The organism is Mesorhizobium sp. ES1-1, from assembly GCF_020164785.1.
GTDB lineage: Bacteria > Pseudomonadota > Alphaproteobacteria > Rhizobiales > Rhizobiaceae > Mesorhizobium.
Map to the genome: position 1 here is coordinate 143,462 of NZ_JAIUGX010000010.1, position 22,428 is coordinate 165,889.

Sequence of the window (22,428 nt, forward strand, 5' to 3'; positions counted from 1 at the left end):
AGCAAGCAGCGAAAAGGGAGTAGTCGGCGATTACCAGTTTCACCGGACTACGCCAAAGTTGCTAGGGAACGCCCTCACGTCCCACCCCCAAAATATGCTCGCCGTCAATGTTCATCGGCGATAAGGCGCCGGCGACACAAGTATGGAGCACGTCTTACCGCCGCCCGCCCGGCATGCCCGGGGCAGCAGGCGGGCCGATCTCCGGCGCTTCGGTTAGATTGTCTGCATGGCGCAACAAACGTGGCGATAGCGTGCAACCCGGCGCCGCCGATGCCTGTGACGGGTGTTGCAAGGCGCCAAAGGATTCAGCGACAGATTGCCCGGCTAAACCGGATCGATGGCGGTTCTCAACCCCGAGGCTGCAGACGCCGTACGATGCATTTCTCAGCGTGGAGCCTGGGCCGCGAGCTTGCGGTGGCCGCTTGTCGACATTGAACGGACTTTGGTCATTACCACGCCCAGCACGGTTGAATTGTTGTTCTTGAGGGTCGCCGTCAGCTCCGCGAGCTGGTCCATGGAGGTTACACCCCACTGCGCCACAACGACCACACCATCAAGAGCCGGGCAGATTGAAAGCGCATCGGACCCCGAAGTAAAAGGCGGAAGGTCGACGATAATCATTTTAGAGAGGCCGACTTCCTTCAGAACCTTCTCCAAATTCTTGGCAAGAACGATTTTCCCTACGCCGGTATCGGAGCCTTTCATGCAATAATATCCAGTTTGCTCAACAAACTGGATCTTCCTTACGTGATCTTTTGCATCGACGGATTCCTGCTCGAATACATCGAAATTGTGGGTTTGAAGCAAATCGTTGGCCAAGGCGGAATTGTTATCGACGTTAATGACCAAAGTCTGGATGCCGGATGCCGCATAAAGCGCCGCCAGATTGCTGACGACGGTAGCCTTTCCGTCTCCGGGTGACACCGAGGTGATGCCGATCCGGGCCTGATTGGGCGCCCGTGCGACATTGATCGACAGCTTGGCACCTTTCAAGCTGGCCGTAAAAGCGGATCTGGGGTCCTTGAGCACCTCGTCGAGGCGACCAAAACCACTTCGCTTGAAACGAACGTACGGCAGCTCTCCAATACACGCCAAGCCCAGTTCCCGGCCGATTTGCTGCGCAGACCGCACGCTGCGATCAAGGCTTCGTCGCGCAACGGCAAACCCTATGCCGGCCACCAGTCCGGCGAGGCCCCCGAAGGCAATGATCAGTTTTTTGCGAGGCCAGCTTTCCACCTTTGGGCTGGTCGCAGACGTGATTACCCTGGCATTCGCGATCAGATATGGCTGCTGGTCAACGGAATTTGTATATGCAGCAAGCAGACTCTCATACATCTTGCGATAAGTGTCCGCGGTGACTTCCAGCTGCTCCAAGGTAGTCTGGCGTTCGCCACCAGAGCCGCCATCCCCGCCGCCAGCTGCCGTTTCGACTTGATCAATGCTATAGTCATGCTTTGCGCGAAACTCCTGGGCGAGCCGGGTCGCCTCGTTCATCTGGTTGCCTACCTCCTGCATCCGCTTCTCCAACCAGGCGATGCCTTCTCCAGCTGCAAGCGTTGTCGTTTGCACCTGCTCGCGCACGAATGCATCCGCCGTCGCATTTGCAATGCGTGCCGCCAAATCGGGCTCCAGGGACTGGAAGGTGATATCGATCGCGTAGGAGACACCGACACGCTGCACCACCAGACCATCATCGAACACCTCAACCGCGACGCGCTCGCGCTCCGAATCCGGTTGAGGAGCTTCTGGTTGTTTGTCGTCTGACCACGGAAGCATCCGATCCAACAGATTCGCCAACGCGGCGTAGCCACCGTGATTGCGCAGCGACGCGCCGTAAACGAGGCTGGCCCAAGCCCTTCGAATCCTCGCCCCGATCCCAGGCCCATGCATGTCCCTGAAGCTTGGATCGTTCATAAGCCCAAGGTCATCGATTACCATCATCGCGATCTTCTGGGAGCGCAGGACTGCGAGCTGGCTCTCGACCTGGGCGGTGTCTAGAGACAGGTTCACTTCGGCGGGCTGTTGCTGCTGAACGCCGCGGGGAATCTTCGGCTCGATCAGAATTTGCGTTCGCGCCGCATATATTGGGTCAGAGGTGACGACATAGAACGTCGACAGCAATATACCAGCAGCACAAAACGCAGATATGGAAGATATATACTGCCTGACGAAGTAGAGTACGTCATGGAGGCTGATAAGTTCTTGTGATGCCTCTCGCCATGATCTCTCATTCATCGCCGCCAGAGACCGGTGTAGCATACTTGAAATCCCTAGTTACGATGGGAAACGTCAGAAGTTAAGAGATGGGCCGTCGCCCCGGCTTTGAAACTGCGTTCAAATGTCGTTCAATTCCGCTTTGCTTCCAATTGGTGGCTCATCTCAGCTCGTCTGGATTAGGCGGCGCCGCTAAGCCGAATCCCGAAGAGCCTGATCGAACATGTCTGGATCCAATTTGGGCCGTGACGCGTAAGGCGATGCGGATATCGGCCGGACAATCGCCCCTTCGGTGTTATCCAGATACTGCATCAAGGCTGTCACTAGGTGGTAGAATATGCTGGCAGGTGTTTCGGTGGCACGGGCCCTGCCCTTCTCGTCGATCCTGTCGATCCACAGCCCAAGGGGGGCGGGGTCTATATGCCAGCGAAACAGGCGTCCGACGCGAGTTTCTATCTCCGGTTTCAGGTCTGGTCCGCCGGTTCCATCGAGTGCGATCGCGGCCTTGATCGCCTCCGACTGAGGCCAGCTGCGCGATATCAGGTCCAGCGGCAAAGCAGATCGCGACACGGCACCATAGGCCAGTCCCGTCGATCGATTGAGCCCATTGGCTATGGCGGAAGCATAGAGCTTTCTTGCATAGGGCATGAGATCAGTCTGCCCGCTCTTGGTCGCGAACTCGACAAGGAGTGAGGCCCATTCGAAATGGTGCCCGGGCTCAGTCCATTGGCCCTGCTCACCCGCAGCCGGCTTCCATTCGTCGTCGAAATACTCGCCGAGGGTCCAGCTGTCAGCATCGAAGAAATGCGTTCGGAAGAGATCGACGATGCGAGCGGCATGGCGAAGGTAGCTGCGCTGCCCAGTAGCCGTATGCCATGCCAAAAAAGCTTCCAGCAAATGCATGTGAGGATTGCTGCGGCGTAGCCCAGCTCCGCTCGATGTTTCGAGGAACCCGTTTAAACGGCCATCTTCGAGATGCGCGGCGACGAAGGCCATGGTTTCTTCGCCCAGCCTGAGCGCATCCGGGTTTTCTGCTTGGTGGGCGTATGCCAGGGCCAGAAGAACACAGGCATGATCGTAAGCATCCTCGCACGCATCGGCGACGGCCCCGTCGACATTGAGTGTACGTGCCCATCCGCCTCGACTGGTTCGTCCACTCTTCATGAACTCGATGCCATGGGCGATGATTTGGTCGGCGGGCCCGTCCCATCCGCGCAGCTTGGCGACCGAAAATGCATAAACCTGCCGCGCCATAGTTCGCATGCGCTTTGGCTTGGCAAGCGGCTTGCCGTCCAGCGATAAAGCCTCGTGGAATCCGCCGTAGCGTTCGTCAACGCCCACGGACGACCACAGCGGCAGCGTCTCATTGAAAAGCCAGTGCGCGACACGCTCGCGCCAAGCACCCGGCAGCAGCCCATGACTGTGGGAAGGCGTGAACTTGGTTTCGAGGCGGCCCCATTTCTCAAGCCGCTCGACAACGCGCTTTACATTCTGGCTTTCGGCCACAGGGGCCACAAAGGTCGCGTCGGCTGTCGAGACAACGGCAACGTTCTTCAACCCGATTGCCGACAGCAACCTGCCGCGGCTGCGGAGATAGGAGTTCTCGCAATCTATGGCGACGACATCGCCGATTACCACATTGCCATTATCATCGGTCACGCTTGAATCGAGCAATGACTGCCAAGAGCCAAGGTCACTCCAACTGAAGCTTGCCGGTACCAAGGCGATATTGTTGGCATTCTCCATGATGGCGTAGTCTATGGAGATCGCCGGGATCGCCCCGTAGAGATCGAGCGGCAGATAAGTGCCAGACACGTTTGTCGTCGCCGCGTCCAGGGCTTTTTCAGCACGGCTCCAAATGTCTGGACAATGGCGAACAAAAGCGTCGCGCATGGTGCTCGCGCGGAACAGAAAGATGCCCGTGTTCCAGAAAAATGAATCGGTGCCGATGTACCTCGTTGCAACCTCGAACTCGGGTTTCTCGATGAAGCGAACCACATTGCGGATGTCGGTTTCAGCCGCCGGCGCTCCGGCCTCGATATAGCCATATCCTGTCTCAGGGCGACTTGGACGCAGGCCAAACACAACAATACTGCCTTGCTCCGCAGCAGGCACGCCTTTCTCGATTGTCTCCCAGAACTCCAGGTTGGTGGAGATCGCATGATCGGAAGGCACGACGAGAACAATCCCATCACCGTGGCGAGCAATTGTGTGCAGCGCCGCGGTGGCAACCGCAGCTGCGGTGTTGCGTCCGACCGGCTCGAAGACAGCACATCCACCGGAAAGGTCAATTCCGGCAAGGTCAGACCGGACCTTGTCTGCGTTCCGCTCCGATGCGATCAGATGGATCGGCGTCTCACCGTTGCAGCGGCTCTTCAGCCGCCTGACGGTTTGGGTCAGCATTGACCCATCGCCAGCGAAATCATGGAACTGCTTCGGGTTGTCCTCCCGAGACAGCGGCCACAGCCGGGAACCGACCCCGCCGCTCAACACAAAACAGGAAACTCGACCAGTCATCACACTTTCAACCGCCAGACGCGCACATATTGCCAAGAAACACCCTCTTGAGAAGCGCGGCGGCCGGAACCGCAGCAGGTCTCGGGGACTTGGACGTGGAATTACAATTGAACTAGACCAGCGTAGTTCATGAGAGATCGTTGGAAATTCTTGCAATCACAAGGATGCAGGCATCCACACGCCAAAGACTCTTCAGCTCGCTCGTGTTGAATGGCTTGCGCCGGGAAACATCTCGTTTAGCTTGTAGACGACCTCAGTCCTGTTGGTTGCCTTCAACTTTTTCATGATATTACGGATATGCACTTTGACCGTACTTTCTCGGAGGTTCAGCTCGTGGGCGATTATCTTGTTCGCCTTTCCGCGTCTGAGGGCTTGGACGACCTCCTCCTGCCGCTCGGTAAACACGCTCGCCATTGGTCTTGGCATTTCCACATCAGCGTCAATGGTCGTATGCAGCCCCATAAGGCTGCTTGCGGGAACAAATGTTCCGCCAGCGATGACGAAGTTTATGGCTTCCACACAGATTTCGAAGCGGAGCGATGACGGGATATACGCTTTTGCCCCATAGTTCAGGGCTTTGAGTATCTGCTCCAACTCGTCAGAGTCAGCTAAGATGACAATTGGCGCGGGCTGAGCTTTCCTGACGAGATCAGCTATCGCCTCGCCTGTCTTTGCATCACTCACCTTCCGACTTCCCAGGTTCAGCAGAACTGCCGAAGCTGACGGTACATTCTCGCACAGCTGCCAATCCTCGATTGAGCCGAATGACACGATGTCTTTCCCGACCCGGTAGGCGGTCAGGCACTGTGCCAGACATTGCCGGTCAAGCACGCGTTCATCGAGAAGAACCAGGCATGTTTCAGCGGTTGCCTGTCCGTTGAGACGTATTGCACCCCCGCCCTTCTGACTGACGAGTTCAAGTCCGAGGATCGGTTTGCTATCCGTTTGAATTGCCGCAATCATGCCACTCACCCCTAAAACATTACCCAGGTTCGAGACCGGCACGAGACGGGGATTTCGGGACAAGCGAAAAGCTGCGAACGATTTTCTGTCCGCGCCGAAGTCTGGACGACTGTGAGTTCCTAGGCCCCCGCCGCAGTCACAGGTCTAATTCATTCAGACTATCAGCCCAACTGCACGCTTTCACTAACGTAAGTTAATAAAATGTAAAAAACGGAGATAAATTTAGTTCGACCCGAATGGTCGATACTCTCCATTTGCGCAACCCAGCCAAGCCTCTTGTTATCGGGCGCAAATCTGGTCGCGTGCTCGGTCGAAGCGACCGGCCGTTCATGGGACTGTATTAGGTGTCGATGCGGCGCAGCGTCAGTTGTCGACATGCCTGTCGTCGAAGTCTGCAAACCTCGCCACGCCCTCTCGATCAAGCATCCGGACGTGGCCCTGACGAAACTCCAGAAGCTTGCGTTCACGCAATTCTCGCAACATGCGATTTACGTGGATCGGGGTGAGGCCCAATGCGTCCGCAAGGTCGTACTGGGTAAGCGGGCAAGAATAGCCATTATGAGTAGCACTCCCCACTCGCTCCAAGCGTGTCCTGAGTTCAAGGAGAAGGTGCGCCGTGCGTGTCAAGGCGCTACGCCGCCCCACATTCGTCAGATGCTGGGCGACGAGTGCCCGCTGAAGGACCAGAGTTTCAAGAAAGAGGGAAGCGATCCGAGGCGATTTCGCGACTGCAAGCGCAAACATCTTGTTTGATGCCTCGAACACCGCAAGGTCGGTCTGGGCCACGAAAGTCTCGGGGGCGGCCCCCGGGAAAGAGTGTGGCAGCACAACGTCACCCTTTAACGCAAAATCCAGGATCTGACGCTGACCGCCAGCGAGATTGTGCGATATACATCCCCAACCCGACTCGATTATGAAGACACGGTCAGCGTGCTGGCCATGATCAACGATCGTTGTTTCGGCCGGATACCGCTTCTGCACGAAGCCAAGCGCTTTGATGTAATCCTTGTCATCGTCGTCAAGTCGGGCCGATGAAGGACGGTTTTCGTTCCCAGTCAAAAATGGATGAGATGCAGATGCCATCGAACCCCACTAGCCCCTCCCTTTTGCAACCATAGGGTAAGTGTATATCAGGCTCGAATAGATGAGTAGCCTACATTAGCTACACCTATTGGATGAAGCTATGGCGTGGTTTTGTGCCACTCCAAAGCGGAGCTTGCATCCATAGCAGTTGGGCGAACAGCACCGGCAGGGTGCGGATCAGACTTTGCTTTTCTTGAAACTTTCGCGGAGCGCCTCGATCATCTCGCTGGCCACGATGCAACTGCGGTTTTCTACTCCTGCATTGCGCAGCGTCGTAGCGGCGTCTTTCAGCACTCCCCTGATTTCTCTAGCAGTGAGAATCTCGGATGCTTCCAATTCCAGCAACAGCGCCTCGCTCACATGCAACGCAGCGAGTGCGATTGCCTCGGGCCTGTTGCCCTGCACGACGAGCAGGTCGCCGCCCTGTTTGTAGCGTGACTTCCTTTTTCCCATCTTAATCTCAACCTCTCTGAGGCAGACAACCTCCAACGTACGCCGCTGTCAGAACTTCGAACACCATACTAACCTTATTCAACATCCCGACACAGCGTGCGGCGCCTACCAAATTCGCTGTAACTTGTTGAACAGGCTGGAACGCTACGGACCTCCTGACATAAGCCAGACGGCACGAGGCCGGCATTGCAGGAGCTGATCCTGCTGAGAATACCCGCAGCAGTTGCCGCAGCATCGTCACCAACAAAATCCTGCCATGGCTTGCGCCGTCAGCATTCCTGCCGTCACATGGCCGCCAGTTTGGCCGCGCCTGACATGGGATGGGCGAACCTGCTGCGTATGGCATTCTGGACTTTTCTCTCCAGCCAGGTGACGCTGGCACTTACAATCAAGACCGAGGCGACAGACACAATAAACACGGCATAGGTTGGAAGCCCCCGGCGAAATAAAAGCCACACCACAACCATCCCCAGCGTATAGTGATTTAGATATAGCGTATAGCTTATTCTACTCATGTAATTTGCAAAATTCTCATAAGCGCTGATTTTTCTACTTATTTCTACATCCCATAACTTTCCTAGTATCATCAACACCAACAATATAGCGAAGATCGACACCGCTATGTATTTATATTCGCCGGGGCTATCCAGGTTGACCAATATTTCAATGATCCCCATCATCGAAAACAAGACAATCAGAATGGTCATTTGGGCATGACTGGGCCCCGGTCCACGATCCTGATTGCTGGCGACAAAAAAGACCATGCCGGCCGCGAAGAAGACACCGTGCTGCAACAAGAGCAGTTTAAAGGGGAAGCGAGAGAGCACTGCTATTGCCCCTTCCGTCCCCGCCGAGGAAGGCGCCAAATGAAGCCCGCTCAAAATCAGAAGATATGCTGAACTCGACAGGCCAATCAACTTTGCCAGGTCGTAGATCGACAGACGGAATTTTGACATGACGCTGACGGCGGCCAACAGATAGAAAGTCGCCTGCACAACGAGCGACCAGACGACACCGTCAATGTATGGCCCCTTGGGAGATAGAAGAGCGGATCTGGCAAAATCCATCACCAGAACGCGGAAATCTTCTCCGTAAAAGCTGCGCGCAGCCAAGCTGACGAACGCCGACATCCACAAGGCAGGCAGGATCCGCGTAGCCCTGATACGAGCGAACCTTAGAGCAGCGGACATCCCGCCGTCGCGAGAGGCGCTCATTGCAATTGCAAATCCCGAAATTACAAACAGGGTCGCGACACCCGCTGCCCCCAACCCCGCAAACACAGATAGGAACCCGAAGGCCGCGTCCTTTCCGGTGGTGACGGATGCCGACTTCCCGGCATAGGTAGCGAAATGGCTCAGTAGAACCAGTATGGCGGAGAATATCCGCAGGCCGTCCAGGGTGAAGTAGTGCGGTTTGCGGTCCATTAGGCGTTATGGGCCTTTGCTTCGGACGCCACGATGGGATCCATTTTGCTACATCGAATGGCCCGTTGCGACCACTGCACCGTTTGGGTACGGCGTCATTCCTTCGGATAATCGGCTGCCTGAACTGGTTGCATCAGACCCTGCGGCCCGGACGACCTTCCAGGCGCCGTAAGGCAGCTGCCCAAATCAGGAGGCGCGTAATGCCGCTCGCGGCGTTCAGCCGGACGCGAGTGTTGTCGCCGGCACGATTGGCCTGCGAAGCAGATGCCGGATTGTGAAACCAGCTTTTGCTTGATGCTGAATTTTGCCCTCCAGCCAAAGGACGGCCAAGCTTAAAATCAAAACCGCCAGTAAGGAAATTCCAAAACAGACAGGCGCAGAAACGCCATATGAGCTTACAAACCAGACAATAATCATCCCGGAAGCGTAATGATTCAAATACAGAGGATAACTTAATCTTCCGCTGAATTTAATTGCTCGGCCGTATGCGATAAGGCGTGAGTTCACTGCATTCTGTGCAACGACGTTTAGAATTATCGCTATCACGCTGAGAGCCCAGATTCCAGCTGCTGCGATTTTGTAAGGATAACTCCTGTCTATCGACAACAGTATTTCCAGAGCACCCATTGCGAGGAAGAAGCCCATCAACGATGTCATCCTTGTACGGCGGAAGCTCTGACGATCATCGTTCAATCTAAACAATAGCATCCCAGACGCAAAAAATACGCCGTGCTGCAGCAGCAATATCTTGAAATGAAACCGTGATAGAATCGCGATGAGATCGACTGCAAAAATAGGTGGACGCGCCACAACGAGAAAAAATAACGACGTTATGTATATGGAACTGCAGATTCCTAGAGCTATTGCCACTCCATGAATTGATACTCGGAACCTGGACATGATAGATAGAGCGATCAGCGCATAGAATATCATTTCTACGACCAGTGACCATACAACACCGTCAATGTATGGGCCTTTGGGTGATAATATAACGGATCTGAAGAAATCCATTGACAGCGATGACATGTCCTCTCCGTAGGCAGATCTGACCGCAAGGCTTATCAACGCCGATATCCATAAGGCTGGTAATATACGAAGGGCGCGGAGTCGCGCGAACTGGATTGAGTGCGACAAACCCCCTTTGCCGGCAGCACTCACGGCGATTACAAAGCCGGAAATTACAAAGAAGATTTCAACCCCGACTGCGCCCACGCCAGCGAAAGCCGAAAGAAAGCCGAACTTGGCCTGGTTAGTATCGACCACCGATGCCGCCTCGCCTGCGAATGTCGCGAAATGATTCAACAGCACCAGGGTCGCCGCAAAAATTCGCAGTAGGTCTATCGCCAGATAATGATGGGCAGATTTCATTGCACTTTCCGCTGCCAGCCGCCAAGGCAGGATGATAGACCGAAATGGTCAGGGTACCTGCTAGTCCATTCGGATATGGCGCAAAGTGCTGACCGCTTACAGGCAACTAGATGCGTGCCTGATTGCTTGGTGGTGGACGAAGAGTGCTTTTGACCGTCTGCCGGAATTCACAACAGAGGTTTTGAGCGGATGCCTGTAGGAACGCTCATCCAAATGGAGGCCGGAGAAACTGTCGGCGTATGCCGCCTGGCAGATTGAGTCGATCGGACTCAAGGAGCCGGGCTAGTCCCCTTTGCACGCCAGTATCATCCAAGTGGTGGAATGGACCGGATGTCATGCCTGGCTGTAGGCTAACCGGGGCGGTGCGCCTTGGGAGGCCGATGACGATATCGTTGCAAATCAGAGAGTTGTTGGAACTTGACGCGTACCGGCGAACGATCAAGGTGATTAACCATGCGTGTGAACTGAGCCTGAGAGATGCTGGCTCGGACGCGGACCGCGAGCGTGCACGTTACAAACGTCATTGGGAGACGTTGCTGTATTCCGAGCAGATCGAAGCGATACGCTCGCGACGACTGTTGAGGGCGGCTCACAGGTTCAATTTGGCGATTGACGACGCGGTTCAGGATAGCCCGCTGTGGAGATGGTCGACCCAGCTTAACAGCTGGATCCTGACGGCAAAAGGACATTCGGACATCCAGAACGCGATCCGGACAGAGCGCAAGCGACAACGTCGAGCAGCCATCGCCTGGATCGGCTGGGCCATCGGGGTTTTCGCCTCATTTACAGGCCTGTTGTCCGTATGGCGCTTTGCTCGGGGTTTGTAGCGAGCCGAGGGGACGCTCCGCTTCTTACTTCATGTTCAAGCCTGTGCGCAGCTGCGGGGACACAGACCACAACTTAAAAAAAGGACCTGCCGGTGCGGCACACGCCGATGCAGGAGAGCGCCTGAACCGATGCCAACCCGCCCTGATGAATTTATGGGCATATCAGGCATCACGCGGCTAAGACCGGAATCCTACCCGCGTTTGCTCGCGTCAGATCGGGATCCTATCCGTAAGGCTTAGTTGCATCGTTGTGGGAACACCGCGATCATTCGCAAGCTAGGGATGGCTATCCCTAACACGTCCTTGGCACTTGAGCCATCGTGCGACCAACGAGGTTCAACAAATGACTGTCCAGCGCTTCAGACGTCCTGTGCACGTTTTCGTGGGGCTCGGCTTTCCCCATTTGGTATCGACCGTGCAGGAGGTCCGACAGCTTCTTGATGAATGGACAGGTAGCCGCTGCCAAAAATATGCGCAGGCTTTAGCGCTTTGCCATTCTGCACTGGCCTGCGAGGAACATGTTGATGTGCTTTGCGCTGCCTTTGAGGCTTTTGCTCGAGCCCACGGGATTCTTGCGCCTGACCCGATCGAGGTTTCGGTTTCGCGCACAGCTGAAGACTGGATGACAGCTTAAGATACTCGGTGACTGATTTAGGCGCGACGTCCTACCGGTCAACTTGCCTGGCGAGGACCCCAACCAGCTCAAGCCCGGCGAGCCTACTCCCCGCCGGCAGCGACCGAACTCCTCGGCGCGAAGGTCTCGCCTGCCGGCAACAGTCCTATCGTCACCCTCACACTATTCGACTACGGGGTGGAAGGCGGGCGGCGGCTGGAACCGGCGCCCGCGGTCTCTGATGCTTCAAGGGATCAGAACTTGAACTCGGCCAGGTTTTCCGGAGTCACGATCTTGGCCGGGCCAAGGATCAGTTCGCCACTAGCGCCAATTGTGTATTCCCCAAGCCGGCCTGCCTTGAACTTCTCGCCTTCCTTGCCGGTGATCTTGCACTGTGCCAGCGCTTGCGCGGTTTGATAGGTGAGATAGCCAAGGTCGGTGACGTTCCACCAGATATCCTGAGCAGCCCCGTCCTTGATGTATTTCGAGATCAAAGTGGCCGGCGCCAAGCCGGTCAACTTGACTTTACCGATCATGCCCGCTTCCTCGAGTGCACGAGCGGCCGCAGGAAGGCCGATGCCCGCAGGAACGATGATCACCTTTAGGTTCGGAAAGGCCTGCACCAGTGCAAGTGCCTGCTGCTGGTTGATCTGCTCGCTTTCTTCTCCATAAGCGACCTGCACCAGTTTCATCTTGGCGAATTTGGGCTCGGCAGCCATTTTCGCCTTCATGAAGTCGATCCAGGCGTTCTGGTTGGTCGCCGTGGGCGTCGACGACAGGATCGCGAATTCGCCCTCACCGCCGCTGAGATTGAATGCGCTTTCCAGCATCATTTCGGCCAGGCTGTCGCCCTTCACTTGATTCACGAAGACTGCGCGGGCGTCGGCCGCCACATCGGAGTCATACGAAATCACGCGGACGCCCTGCTGGACGGCGCGCTTCAGCGCGGGCGCAACGGCATTGGCGTCGTTGCCGGCAATGGCGATGACCCCGACCTTCTGCGACACGAGAGTGTTGATGAATTCGATCTGCGCCTCTGCCGTCGCCTGCGATGGGGCGACCTGGGTAGCGGTGCCGCCAATTTCCTTCGCCGCCTCCTGGGCGCCTCCAAAGGCCACCTTGAAATAGGGGTCAGTGTCGAGCTTGGGCAGGAAGCCGACCGTTACCGGCTCCTTGGCGCATTCCTGGCTCAGAGCGAGCGAGGTTGGCGCAAGCAGAACCGCGGATGCGAGCAGGGCTAATCTAAACGCTTTCATTGTAACTCCTCCGTCAAAAAAATTCGGGCTTGAAGGAAGGGGCCCGAGATCACCCCTTGGTCTCGCGCATGACGCGCGATCTTGAGAGCCGCTCCTGTGTGGAGCGCCAGTAATTGCCGACCAGCAGCGAGCCGATCAGAAGCAGGCCGATGATCATCCCCTGCGCGTCGCCCCCGATCTGGTTGAGTGCCAGCACGTTGCGGATAACGGCAATCAAAACCAGGGCAAGCGTGACGCCGGTGAGGCGACCCTTCCCGCCAAAGACGCTGACGCCGCCGAGCAGCACGATGGTGATGACGTCGAGCTCCATGCCAAGTGCATTGTTGGCGCGGGCATTGGAGAGGCGCGCGGTATAAACCATGCCAGCGATCGCCGCGACGGCGCCCGAGACGATGAATAGTTTCAACACCATGCGGCGCGTATCAATGCCGGAATAGCGCGCCACTTCGGGGCTGCCGCCGAGCGCATAGATGCGCTTGCCCGTCGGTGTCTTCTGCAGGATGACTGCGAAGATCGGCGCCAGCACCAGGAAGGGCACGATGGTCCAGGGTATCTGCGTGCCCGGCAGGTTGTTGATGCCGAAATCGACGACCGCGGGCGGCAGTATGTTGACCGAACCGGTCCCGAGCAGGATGTAACCGATGCCCCTATAGAGAGCCATCGTGCCGAGCGTCACTACCAGAGACTGCAATCCCAGGCTTGAGACCAGGTAGCCATTGAAGGCGCCAAGCAGGCCTCCAACGATGAGCGTAAGCGGGATTGCGGCCAGTGTCGGGACACCGGCTTGGACAAGCATGCCAAAGACCACGGATGTCAGCGCCAGCACAGAGGCGATCGACAGGTCAATCTCCCGGGTGATGATGAGCAGCGTCATGGGCAGGATCAGCAACGCCTTTTCCGAGGCGCTCGCGGCTAGTTGCGAAAGATTGAAGCCGGAGACAAAGTTCGGAACGAACAGGGCCGCGTAGAGGAATATGGCCAGACAAGAGATGGCCAGGAGCAGATCCCAGAAGTCGATTGAACGGAGGAATTTTCTCACCTCGCCCTCGCCTGTCTTGCCTGATCGGCGCGCCGCACGATGAGCGTGTCGATGCCGATGGCGACCAGGATCACCAGGCCGTAAACGCCCTGCAGCCACAGCGGGTCAACGCGCACCAGAGTCAGCCCATTCTTGATGACAAGAAGCGTCAGCGCTCCAAGGATAATGCCGAGCAGTGTGCCGGAACCACCGCGAATAGCGACACCGCCTACCACCGCCGAAGCGATCACTGTCAGTTCGAAGCCGAGGGCGACGCGGGCGTCGATAGTGGCATAGCGGGATGCCCACAGCGCGCCGCAGAGGCCACCCAGCAGACCAGCCACCCCGAACGCCAGCAGGATCCGACGGTCAACGGGAATGCCGATTAGGCGGGCGCCGTCCGGGTTGGAGCCGGTGGCAAACAGTTCGCGCCCGATGGCCGTGCGGTAAAGCAGCACGTAACCGGCGCACAGGATGAGAATGGCGATGACGACGATCAGAGGCACGCCGGCAATCCGCATGCCTGTCATGTCGAGCCAGCCCTGGGTGACTTCGTCGGCGCTGATCTGGTCGCCGGCGGCCCAAATCGAGTTGAAACCGCGAAAGATCGACATCGACGCCAGCGTGACCACAATGGCCGGGATCGTTCCCCGGGTAACAACGAGCCCGTTTATCAGGCCGGCCATGCCGCCGACCGCGCATGCCGTGGCAAGGCCGATGGCTATGTCGAGCCCCGGATAGGCCTGAACCATGCTGGCCGCCATGTAGGCCGAAAGCCCGATCACCGCGGCGATCGAGAGGTCGATATTTCGTGTGATCAGAACCAGCATCTGAGCGAGTGCTGCAACCACGAGCAAGGCAGCATCCATCGACACCGCTGTCAGGTTTGGCGCACTTACCATCCGCGGGTTTATGATGGTGACCGGAATGGCGACCGCCAGCATGGCGGCGAGCAACCCCAGCTCGCGCCGCTTCAGCAAATCGAATGGTCCCTTTTTCCTCTTCCGGAAGGGGCTCCGCTCTGCCAGCGCCGCCGGATCGACGCCCTCGCTGGTCTTGGTCGCCGCCTCCAGTACTTTCTCCTGGGTCGCCTCTCCCCTGGCGAATTCGGCCGTCTGGTGGCCTTCGCGCAGCACAACGATGCGGTCGCACATGCCGATCAACTCGGGCATTTCGGACGAGATCAGGATGATGGCCATGCCTTGCGCGGCGAGGTCGGCGATCATCGCGTGGACTTCCGCCTTGGTGCCGACATCGATGCCTTGCGTCGGCTCGTCGAGGATCAAGACCCGCGGCTCGGTGCGCAGCCATTTGGCCAACACCACCTTCTGCTGGTTGCCGCCGGACAATTCCTTGACGGGCTGGCCGTAACCGGAGAAGCGCAACTTCATTCGTTTCAGCCAGCCCGCGACCAGATCAATGGCGCGATCCGTGCCGTAAAGTCCGGCCGGCGCGGCTTTGTCGAGAACGGGCAGCACTGCGTTGTCGAGGATCGAGAAATCCATCACCAGGCTCTGGCCCATGCGGTCTTCAGAGACATAGGCGATGCGAGCATCCATGGCGTCGCGCGCGGTTGCAAAGCGCAGAGCTTTGCCGTCGATCAGGATTTCGCCGGAGTCCGGCTGGTCGATCCCGAACAGCACGCGCGCGATCTCCGTCCGCCCACTGCCGACCAAGCCGCCAAGCCCAAGCACCTCTCCGGCGTGGAGCTTGAGATCGATGCCGGAAAAGCTGCCTGCTCTCGAAAGCCCCCTCGCCTCCATCACCAGCGCGCCGGTCTCGTGGCGCCGTTCGGGATAGAGGTCGGTCAGTTCGCGGCCGACCATCATGCTGATGGCAGCGGCGCGGCCGAGCTCTGCCTTGGACTTGACGCCGACCAGACGCCCGTCGCGCAGCACGGCAATGCGGTCGGCGATACGGAAGATCTCGTCCATGCGGTGGCCGACGAACATCATCGCCACGCCATGCAGCCGCAGATCGGCAACGACGCTAAACAGCCTCTCGACCTCACGCTGCGACAGGGCCGCGGTGGGCTCGTCCATGATCAGCACACGCGCGTCGAGTGAGAGGGCGCGGGCGATCTCAACCAATTGCTGTTCGGATGTTCGCAAGGTTCCCAGCTTTGTTTCGGCCGGCACATCGAGGCCGACCGTCGCCAGCACCTTGCGCGCGCCAGCCAGGATGGCTGCGTTGTCGATGCCGCCGAGGCGGTCGCGCGGCATGTGGCCGAGATAGATGTTTTCGGCAACCGAAAGGTCTGGAAACAGGCCGGGATGCTGGTGCATAACCGCGATGCCCGCAGCCTGGGCATCGTGCGGGGAATGGAACAATACGGGTTTGCCGTCGACTTCCACGCGGCCGCTCGTTGGGGCGTGCACACCTGCCAGCAGTTTGACGCAGGTGCTTTTGCCGGCTCCGTTTTCGCCAAGCAAAGCCAGCACCTCGCCGGAGCGCAATTCAAAGGACGCGTCCTTGAGGGCAATGGTGCCGCCAAAGGCCTTTGTCGCCTGAACAAGGGCCACGGGAACAGCCACGGTCCGCTTTATCGTGGCGTCGACCTGGCCTTGCGCGCCTGACTCTAGCACCGATCCTCCCAGTCGCTGTTCTTTTTTTAAATTTGCTATATTAAATGCTCCGCGACGGCAACCAAAAAATTGACTTCCGCCGCCCCGGGAGGCACTGTCGTGTTGCGGGGGAGAAGCCGCGACCGCGGCAGCTTGAAATCTCCGGGCGGCCGAAATAACGCCGCGAGACATGAATGGAGGCGCCGGTTTTGTCTGGAAAGGGCAGTAATTCTGTCAAGGTTCGGCACTACAACGAGCGTTTCGTGCTTGATGCCATCCGCCGGCTGAAGGAGGCCTCCAAGTCCGATCTGGCGCGCGCGGCGAATCTTACGCCTGCTGCGGTGGCCGCCATTGTCGACGGGTTGGAGTCCTCTGGATTCGTAAAGCAAGTCGGAAAAAGGTTCGGTCAACGCGGTTCTCCTTCCACACTCTACAGGCTTGCGCCCGAGCGCATCTACAGCATCGGCATAAAGATCGGTCGGCGCGCGCTGGAGGCGGTGCTTGTCGACTTTGCCGGCGAGGTCCGCTCGCGCGAGTCGCATGAATATTTGTATCCGGATCCCGATATCGTGGTCAGGGCCGGAAATAAGTCGCTTGTCAATTTCGACAAGGTGATCGCCGGACTTGGCGACGCCAGCATTGTGGGTGTCGGCATCGCTTCGCCCTATTTCTTCGGCGGCTGGAGCGAGGAGCTGGGCTTTCCGGACGACCTTGGCAGCCGCTGGGAGACAATTGAGCTGACGACATTCTTCGCCACGGGGCAGAAGACGCCAGTCTTCGTCGAAAACGACGCGTCGGCGGCGGCGCTGGCCGAACTCATCCAAGGAGCCGGCGCGCGCTTCCGCGACTTCATGCATATCTCGATCGACACTTTTGTCGGCGGCGGGCTTGTGCAAGGCGGTAAGGTCCATACGGGTCCGCATGGCAACAGCGCCGCGCTTGGACCGTTGCCGGTTTCACCTTCGAGCCTCGATTCCGTAGCGGCCAAGCCGGCGCGCTACCAGAGCCTGCTGCATCGAGCTTCGATCTATGTTCTGGTCAATCATCTCAAATCCCGCGGCGTCGAGATCAATCGCGTGCGGGAACTGGATCCGCTGCCGCCTGGAGCACGTGAGCCATTGTTCGAATGGATCGAAGACTGCGCCAACGCGCTGGTCGAAGCGATCATCGCCATCACCTCCGTTATCGACATCGAAGCGATCGTCCTCGACAGCATTCTGCCGCGGCCCATCCAACTTGAGTTGCTTGCGAGGGTGCAGACCCGGTTCAACCGCACCGGCGCGCTTGGCATCGTGGCGCCGGAAATCGTGTCGGGACAATTCGGCCCAGAGGCGTCACCGATCGGCGCGGCCATGCTGCCGTTCTCGGCGCTGCTGGCCCCTGACAGCGGCGTGCTGATGATCGGCAAGGACAGAACAATGCTGCCAGGCAGCCTCTCGAGGCTGGCCGGCCAGAAGTGAGCGCTAGGGTGTGGCGCCAGAAGGCGCACGCACTTTGGCAAGGCGACCGTAGCGAACCCTCACTCCTTCACTGCGCCTGTCATTGAGGAGACGTAGTGTTCGACGAAGAATGAATAGAGCACCACCACCGGCAGGGAGCCGATCAGCGCGCCCGCCATCAACGCTCCCCATTCATAGACGTCCGACCGCACGAGTTCGGTAAGCACGCCGACCGGGACGGTCTTGTTTTCGGACGACTGGATGAAAGTCAGCGCATAAATGAACTCGTTCCAGGACAGGGTGAAGGCGAAGATGCCGGCGGAAATCAGGCCCGGTACCGAGAGCGGCAGCACGATCTTGGTCAGGATCTGCCAGCGGCTTGCCCCGTCGATCAGCGCGCATTCTTCCAGTTCGAACGGGATCGAGCGGAAGTAACCCATCAACAGCCATGTGCAGAACGGGATGAGAAAGGTCGGGTAGGTAAGGATCAGAGCGAAAGGCGTGTCGTAAAGGCCAAGGTTGAACACCATGACCGAGAGCGGAATGAACAGGATCGACGGCGGCACGAGATAGGCAAGGAAAACCGCCAGGCCGACCTGCCGCGCCCCGGAGAAGCGCAGCCTTTCAATCGCATAGGCCGCGAACACTGAGGCCAGCAGCGACAGGAACGTAGCGGCTGTCGAGATGATGATCGTGTTGAGCAGCCATCCCGGATAGGACGTGTCGAAGAGCAGATAGCGGATGTGCTCCAATGTCGGGTGCACCACCCAGAACGGGTTGAAGTTCTGATAGTCGGTCATCTCCAGATTGGGCTTAACTGCCGTGATCGTCATCCAGTAGAACGGGAACAGCAGCACGATGACGAACACCAGCAGCGGCAGATAGACGGTCACGACGCGCCGGGGCAGGCTCTGGAGATAACCCATGCCGCCTTCGTCTGTTTCCGGACGGTTGCTTTCTATTGCGGCCATATCAGTCTCCGCCGCCCTGCTGCCATTTGCGGCGCTGCAGCCCGAAATAGCTGAACAGGATCGCAGCGAGCAGGAATGGGATCATGGCGACCGCGATCGCAGCGCCCTCGCCTAGCTGACCGCCGGAAATGCCGCGCTGGAACGACAGCGTCGCCATCAAATGGGTTGCGTTCACGGGCCCGCCGCGGGTCAGCACATAGATCAGCTGGAAATCGGTGAAGGTGAACAGGACCGAGAACGTCATCGTGATGGCGATGATGGGCGTCAGCAACGGCAACGTCACGTAGCGGAACAATTGCCAGCGGCTGGCTCCATCGAGGGTGGCGGCTTCATAGAGGGATTGAGGGATCGTCTGCAGGCCGGCAAGCAGCGTGATCGCGACAAAGGGAATGCCGCGCCACACATTGGCGGCGATGACCGAGGCGCGCGCGTTTGTCGGATCACCGAGGAAGTTGATGCGGTGGTCGATAAGCCCCATCTGCTGCAAGGCCCATGACAGGATCGAGAACTGCGCGTCGTAGATCCACCAGAAGGCGATCGCCGACAACACCGTCGGCACCACCCACGGCAACAGGACGACGGCGCGAAAGAAGGATTTGAAGGGCAGGTTCTGGTTGAGGATAAGCGCCAGCCAGAGGCCGAGCACGAATTTCAGGATCGAGGCGCTGATGGTGTAGAGCAAGGTGTTGAAGACAGAGAGCCAGAAGACGGCGTCGCTCCAAAGATATTCGTAGTTCTCGAGGCCAACAAAGATGCCGGGGCGGCCGATGCGGGCATCAGTGAAGCCGAGCCAGACGCCGAGCCCGAGCGGATAGGTCAGGAACACCAGCAGCAGCGCCGCCGCCGGCAGCATGAAACCGAAGCCAAGCGCGTTGCGACTTTCGGACAGGCGCGAAAGGATCGACGGACGCGGCTGAACGACGACGGACGGCACGGCCATGGGGGTCGGCTCCTGTTGAAGTCATTTGATTGGCCGGATAGCCAGCCGGGCAGCAGAGCTGCCCGGCTGGCTCGCATCAAACGCGATAGTAGCGGTTCGCGCGCTTCTCGGCCTCTTCCATCGCCTCTTGCGGCGTCGCTTGGCCGGTGACGGCCTTGGCAAACATATCAACCAGCACATAGTCGGCCATGGTTGCCGCCGAGGCATAGCCCAGCGGCCCGGCAAAGCCATTCGGTCGCAGCGTCGCCGACGCCTTTGCGTAGGCAGCATTGTTGCGGTCGGCCGTCCATACAGGATTATTGTCGAACGCCTTGAGCGTCTGGCAGCAATAGCCGGCCGAGGAGGTGATCCAGCTCGACATTTGCGGTTCTTCGAACATGAACTGCAAGTAGGCTTTGGCCGCGTTCGGGTAAGGCGTGTAGTCGAAGATGACGGCGGTGGTCACCTGGAACAGCTCGACGGATTTTCCGATGGGACCGATCGGCAGGTTGGTCGTGCGCGTATCCTTGGCGATTTCGGTTAGTTTCGGATCCTTGTCCTTGTTGATCTTGGCCGTGTTGTAGGCTGAAATGCCGTTGGCGATCACGCTCAGCTCGCCAGCCAGGTAGGCTCGGTTGTTGTTGACGTCGAGCCAGCTCTCAGTGCCCGGAATGAATGTCTTGTAAAGCTGCTGCGCGTATTCGATCGCCTTCATGGTTTCGGGGCTGTTGATCGTCACCTTGCCCTTCTCGTCGACCATCTGGCCGCCGTGGCTCCAAAGCAGCCAGTGCGCGTAATTGTTGCCGTCGCCGACGCCATGGCCGTGCGTGAAACCGGCGGGATGTCCCTTCGCCTTCAGCGCTTTGCAAAGTTCGAGGAAGCCTGCCGTGTCTTTCGGAAATTCCGAGAAGCCAGCTTCCTTCACCCAGCTCTCGCGATAGACAATCGCGTTGCCGATGGTGGCCAGCGGCAGGCCGATGAACTTTCCTTCCCGTGTCGCATACTGCTTTGGTCCCTCATGCCAGCCGCCGTATTTCGACCCGAGATATTCGCCCAGCTCGGTCACGTCGTGCAGCTTGTCGGGATATTGGTGTGGATCGTCGAACCAGACGAACATCAGGTCGGGGCCGGATCCGACATTGGCGGCGACCGCTGCCTTGGGCCGAATGTCCTCCCAGCTTTCCTTGTCGACACGAACCTCGACACCGGTGGCTTCGGTGAATTTCTTGGTGTTGGCCAGCCACTGGTCCTCGTCGCCCTGGACGAAGGGTGACCAGCGCAGCAGCCTGAGCTTGGCGCCTTCCTCGGGTTTGTATTTGGGTCCCTCCTGGGCAAAGGCGGGCGAGTTGATGAACCGGCTTCCCAAGGCACCCGCCGCAGCAGCGGCGGTGGTGCGGATTACGTCGCGTCTGGTGACCTTCATGCTTATCTCCTCCTGTCGATTCCTCGTGGTGATCCCTATTGCCTGATGCGCGTGTCCAATCGCTTCCCGGTCTCGGCGTTGAAAAGGTGGATGAGTCCCGGCTCGGCGGTGAGGTGGATGGTTTCTCCCGGCGTGAAAGCATGGCGCTCCCGGAAATTGGCGACGATCTCGTCACCCCCCGAAGTGCGGCCGATGAGCTGCACCTCCGATCCGGTCGGTTCGACCACCACGACGGTGACGGGAATGCCGTGATCGGAGAGCTGCAAATGCTCGGGCCGGATCCCCAACACCACGGGCTGGCCATTGCCAACGGAAAGTGCCGAGGCCAGCGGGACCGAAATGCTCCCGGCGCCGCGAAAGGTCGGCGAGCCTTCGGTGGCGATTTCACCCTTCAGCAGGTTCATGGCCGGCGAGCCGATAAAGCTGGCGACAAAAAGATTGTCCGGCCGATCATAGAGTTCCAGCGGCGGCCCGATCTGCTCGACGATGCCGTCATGCATGACAACGATCTTGTCCGCCATGGTCATGGCTTCGATCTGGTCGTGGGTGACATAGACCGTGGTCGTCTTCAGGCGCTGGTGCAGCTCCTTGATTTCGGCGCGCATTTGCACCCTGAGCTTGGCATCCAGATTGGACAGCGGCTCGTCGAAAAGGAAGACCGCCGGATCGCGCACGATCGCGCGGCCCATGGCAACGCGCTGGCGCTGGCCGCCGGAAAGCTGACGGGGATAGCGCGACAGCAGCGGCACCAGCCCGAGGATTTCGGCGGCCCGGCGAACACCGGCATCGCTCTCTGTCTTGGAGACACCTTTGAGCATCAGCGAGAACGCCATGTTCTCGGCGACTGTCATGTGCGGGTAGAGCGCGTAATTCTGGAAGACCATCGCGACGTCGCGTTCCTTTGGCGCAACGTTGTTGACGACACGATTGCCGATCATGATCTGGCCGCGAGAGATTTTTTCCAGGCCAGCGATCATCCTGAGAAGGGTCGATTTTCCGCAGCCCGAGGGCCCGACCAGCGTGACGAACTCGCCGTCTTCTATATCGACACTGACGCCGTGGAGAATCTCGGCGGTCCCGAATGATTTGTAGACTTCGCCAATTGCGACAGCCGCCATCGATTCCTCCCGAATGCTTCCCGCGACTTCGCCGAAGGAAACCGCCTCGTGTCAGGTCCGCGATAGCGCAGGTTCTCCTCCCCTGCTCACGCGACCGTGAAACGGTAGCGCTACCACACCGGGCTGTAAAGAGTTTACTCCACCCCAGGTTGGCCCGCCGGTCGATCCATCAGTCCTCTGAGCGGTCATGCGCGCGTGGCCGACTGCGTAAATGCAAGGATCATGATCGGCCCGAAAAGCGCAAGGTCAGCGCCATTC

At 58.4% G+C, this 22,428-nt stretch carries 17 protein-coding genes; 3 read left to right on the forward strand and 14 right to left on the reverse strand.

Annotation, left to right across the window (positions count from 1 at the left end; all coding sequences use genetic code 11):
* Positions 1 to 384 precede the first annotated feature (384 nt).
* The 7 genes from LB513_RS18305 to LB513_RS18335 form a co-directional block, all read right to left on the reverse strand.
* Positions 385 to 2,121 carry a GumC family protein gene (locus tag LB513_RS18305; RefSeq protein ID WP_224664904.1) on the reverse strand — a complete coding sequence of 579 codons (1,737 nt, stop codon included), beginning with the start codon at positions 2,119 to 2,121 and terminating at the stop codon, positions 385 to 387.
* Between the two features lie 285 nt (positions 2,122 to 2,406).
* Positions 2,407 to 4,731, reverse strand: coding sequence for an AGE family epimerase/isomerase (locus LB513_RS18310; RefSeq protein ID WP_224664905.1), 2,325 nt, complete (start codon positions 4,729 to 4,731; stop codon positions 2,407 to 2,409).
* Between the two features lie 192 nt (positions 4,732 to 4,923).
* Positions 4,924 to 5,694, reverse strand: coding sequence for a response regulator transcription factor (locus LB513_RS18315; RefSeq protein WP_224664906.1), 771 nt, complete (start codon positions 5,692 to 5,694; stop codon positions 4,924 to 4,926).
* A 363-nt stretch (positions 5,695 to 6,057) separates the two neighbouring features.
* Positions 6,058 to 6,777: a Crp/Fnr family transcriptional regulator gene (locus LB513_RS18320; protein WP_224664907.1), complete on the reverse strand. Its 720-nt coding sequence runs from the start codon at positions 6,775 to 6,777 to the stop codon at positions 6,058 to 6,060.
* Positions 6,778 to 6,954: 177 nt separating this feature from the next.
* Complete coding sequence (locus LB513_RS18325; RefSeq protein WP_224664908.1) at positions 6,955 to 7,230, reverse strand: hypothetical protein; 276 nt, start codon at positions 7,228 to 7,230, stop codon at positions 6,955 to 6,957.
* A 284-nt stretch (positions 7,231 to 7,514) separates the two neighbouring features.
* Entirely contained in the window at positions 7,515 to 8,654 is a 1,140-nt protein-coding gene (locus LB513_RS18330; protein WP_224664909.1) for an acyltransferase family protein, read from the reverse strand.
* A gap of 216 nt (positions 8,655 to 8,870) precedes the next feature.
* Positions 8,871 to 10,022, reverse strand: a complete 1,152-nt coding sequence (locus tag LB513_RS18335; RefSeq protein ID WP_224664910.1) for an acyltransferase family protein — start codon at positions 10,020 to 10,022, stop codon at positions 8,871 to 8,873.
* 380 nt (positions 10,023 to 10,402) lie between these two features.
* Here LB513_RS18335 and LB513_RS18340 point away from each other — a divergent pair, with 380 nt between their 5' ends.
* Positions 10,403 to 10,849: a hypothetical protein gene (locus tag LB513_RS18340; RefSeq protein ID WP_224664911.1), complete on the forward strand. Its 447-nt coding sequence runs from the start codon at positions 10,403 to 10,405 to the stop codon at positions 10,847 to 10,849.
* Between the two features lie 343 nt (positions 10,850 to 11,192).
* Positions 11,193 to 11,483 (forward strand): DUF982 domain-containing protein, encoded by a 291-nt coding sequence (locus LB513_RS18345; RefSeq protein WP_224664912.1) that lies wholly within the window; start codon positions 11,193 to 11,195, stop codon positions 11,481 to 11,483.
* A 233-nt stretch (positions 11,484 to 11,716) separates the two neighbouring features.
* On the opposite strand, the gene LB513_RS18350 is transcribed toward LB513_RS18345, so the two are convergent.
* The 3 genes from LB513_RS18350 to LB513_RS18360 are packed head-to-tail and all read right to left on the reverse strand — an operon-like array spanning position 11,717 to position 16,321.
* Positions 11,717 to 12,718, reverse strand: a complete 1,002-nt coding sequence (locus LB513_RS18350) for a rhamnose ABC transporter substrate-binding protein (protein ID WP_224664913.1) — start codon at positions 12,716 to 12,718, stop codon at positions 11,717 to 11,719.
* Positions 12,719 to 12,767: 49 nt separating this feature from the next.
* A complete protein-coding gene (locus LB513_RS18355) occupies positions 12,768 to 13,757 on the reverse strand; it encodes an ABC transporter permease (RefSeq protein ID WP_224664914.1) in 990 nt (329 codons plus the stop codon).
* The gene (locus LB513_RS18360) at positions 13,754 to 16,321 is read right to left on the reverse strand and encodes an ATP-binding cassette domain-containing protein (protein ID WP_224664915.1); all 2,568 of its coding nucleotides are present in this window, start codon (positions 16,319 to 16,321) and stop codon (positions 13,754 to 13,756) included. The genes LB513_RS18355 and LB513_RS18360 overlap by 4 nt, the downstream gene beginning before the upstream one ends.
* 242 nt (positions 16,322 to 16,563) lie before the next feature.
* Between LB513_RS18360 and LB513_RS18365 the strand changes: the two genes are divergently transcribed.
* On the forward strand, positions 16,564 to 17,760 hold the full coding sequence (locus tag LB513_RS18365; RefSeq protein ID WP_224664916.1) for an ROK family transcriptional regulator: 1,197 nt from the start codon (positions 16,564 to 16,566) through the stop codon (positions 17,758 to 17,760).
* 59 nt (positions 17,761 to 17,819) lie between these two features.
* On the opposite strand, the gene LB513_RS18370 is transcribed toward LB513_RS18365, so the two are convergent.
* The 4 genes from LB513_RS18370 to LB513_RS18385 all read right to left on the reverse strand — a co-directional run bounded on the left by LB513_RS18370 (position 17,820) and on the right by LB513_RS18385 (position 22,170).
* A complete protein-coding gene (locus tag LB513_RS18370; RefSeq protein ID WP_224664917.1) occupies positions 17,820 to 18,710 on the reverse strand; it encodes a carbohydrate ABC transporter permease in 891 nt (296 codons plus the stop codon).
* A gap of 1 nt (position 18,711) precedes the next feature.
* Complete coding sequence (locus tag LB513_RS18375; RefSeq protein ID WP_411962721.1) at positions 18,712 to 19,563, reverse strand: carbohydrate ABC transporter permease; 852 nt, start codon at positions 19,561 to 19,563, stop codon at positions 18,712 to 18,714.
* A 163-nt stretch (positions 19,564 to 19,726) separates the two neighbouring features.
* On the reverse strand, positions 19,727 to 21,052 hold the full coding sequence (locus LB513_RS18380) for an ABC transporter substrate-binding protein (protein ID WP_224664919.1): 1,326 nt from the start codon (positions 21,050 to 21,052) through the stop codon (positions 19,727 to 19,729).
* 35 nt (positions 21,053 to 21,087) lie between these two features.
* Entirely contained in the window at positions 21,088 to 22,170 is a 1,083-nt protein-coding gene (locus LB513_RS18385; protein ID WP_224664920.1) for an ABC transporter ATP-binding protein, read from the reverse strand.
* Positions 22,171 to 22,428: the final 258 nt, after the last annotated feature.

Excerpts from the sequence above, each read along its gene's own strand:
- LB513_RS18310 (WP_224664905.1), bottom strand. The coding sequence starts at position 4,731 with ATGACTGGTCGAGTTTCCTGTTTTGTGTTGAGCGGCGGGGTCGGTTCC.
- LB513_RS18315 (WP_224664906.1), bottom strand. The coding sequence starts at position 5,694 with ATGATTGCGGCAATTCAAACGGATAGCAAACCGATCCTCGGACTTGAA.
- LB513_RS18335 (WP_224664910.1), bottom strand. The coding sequence starts at position 10,022 with ATGAAATCTGCCCATCATTATCTGGCGATAGACCTACTGCGAATTTTT.
- LB513_RS18350 (WP_224664913.1), bottom strand. The coding sequence starts at position 12,718 with ATGAAAGCGTTTAGATTAGCCCTGCTCGCATCCGCGGTTCTGCTTGCG.
- LB513_RS18340 (WP_224664911.1), top strand. The coding sequence starts at position 10,403 with ATGACGATATCGTTGCAAATCAGAGAGTTGTTGGAACTTGACGCGTAC.
- LB513_RS18385 (WP_224664920.1), bottom strand. The coding sequence starts at position 22,170 with ATGGCGGCTGTCGCAATTGGCGAAGTCTACAAATCATTCGGGACCGCC.
- LB513_RS18345 (WP_224664912.1), top strand. The coding sequence starts at position 11,193 with ATGACTGTCCAGCGCTTCAGACGTCCTGTGCACGTTTTCGTGGGGCTC.
- LB513_RS18375 (WP_411962721.1), bottom strand. The coding sequence starts at position 19,563 with ATGCTGCCGGCGGCGGCGCTGCTGCTGGTGTTCCTGACCTATCCGCTC.
- LB513_RS18330 (WP_224664909.1), bottom strand. The coding sequence starts at position 8,654 with ATGGACCGCAAACCGCACTACTTCACCCTGGACGGCCTGCGGATATTC.
- LB513_RS18380 (WP_224664919.1), bottom strand. The coding sequence starts at position 21,052 with ATGAAGGTCACCAGACGCGACGTAATCCGCACCACCGCCGCTGCTGCG.
- LB513_RS18370 (WP_224664917.1), bottom strand. The coding sequence starts at position 18,710 with ATGGCCGCAATAGAAAGCAACCGTCCGGAAACAGACGAAGGCGGCATG.
- LB513_RS18320 (WP_224664907.1), bottom strand. The coding sequence starts at position 6,777 with ATGGCATCTGCATCTCATCCATTTTTGACTGGGAACGAAAACCGTCCT.
- LB513_RS18325 (WP_224664908.1), bottom strand. The coding sequence starts at position 7,230 with ATGGGAAAAAGGAAGTCACGCTACAAACAGGGCGGCGACCTGCTCGTC.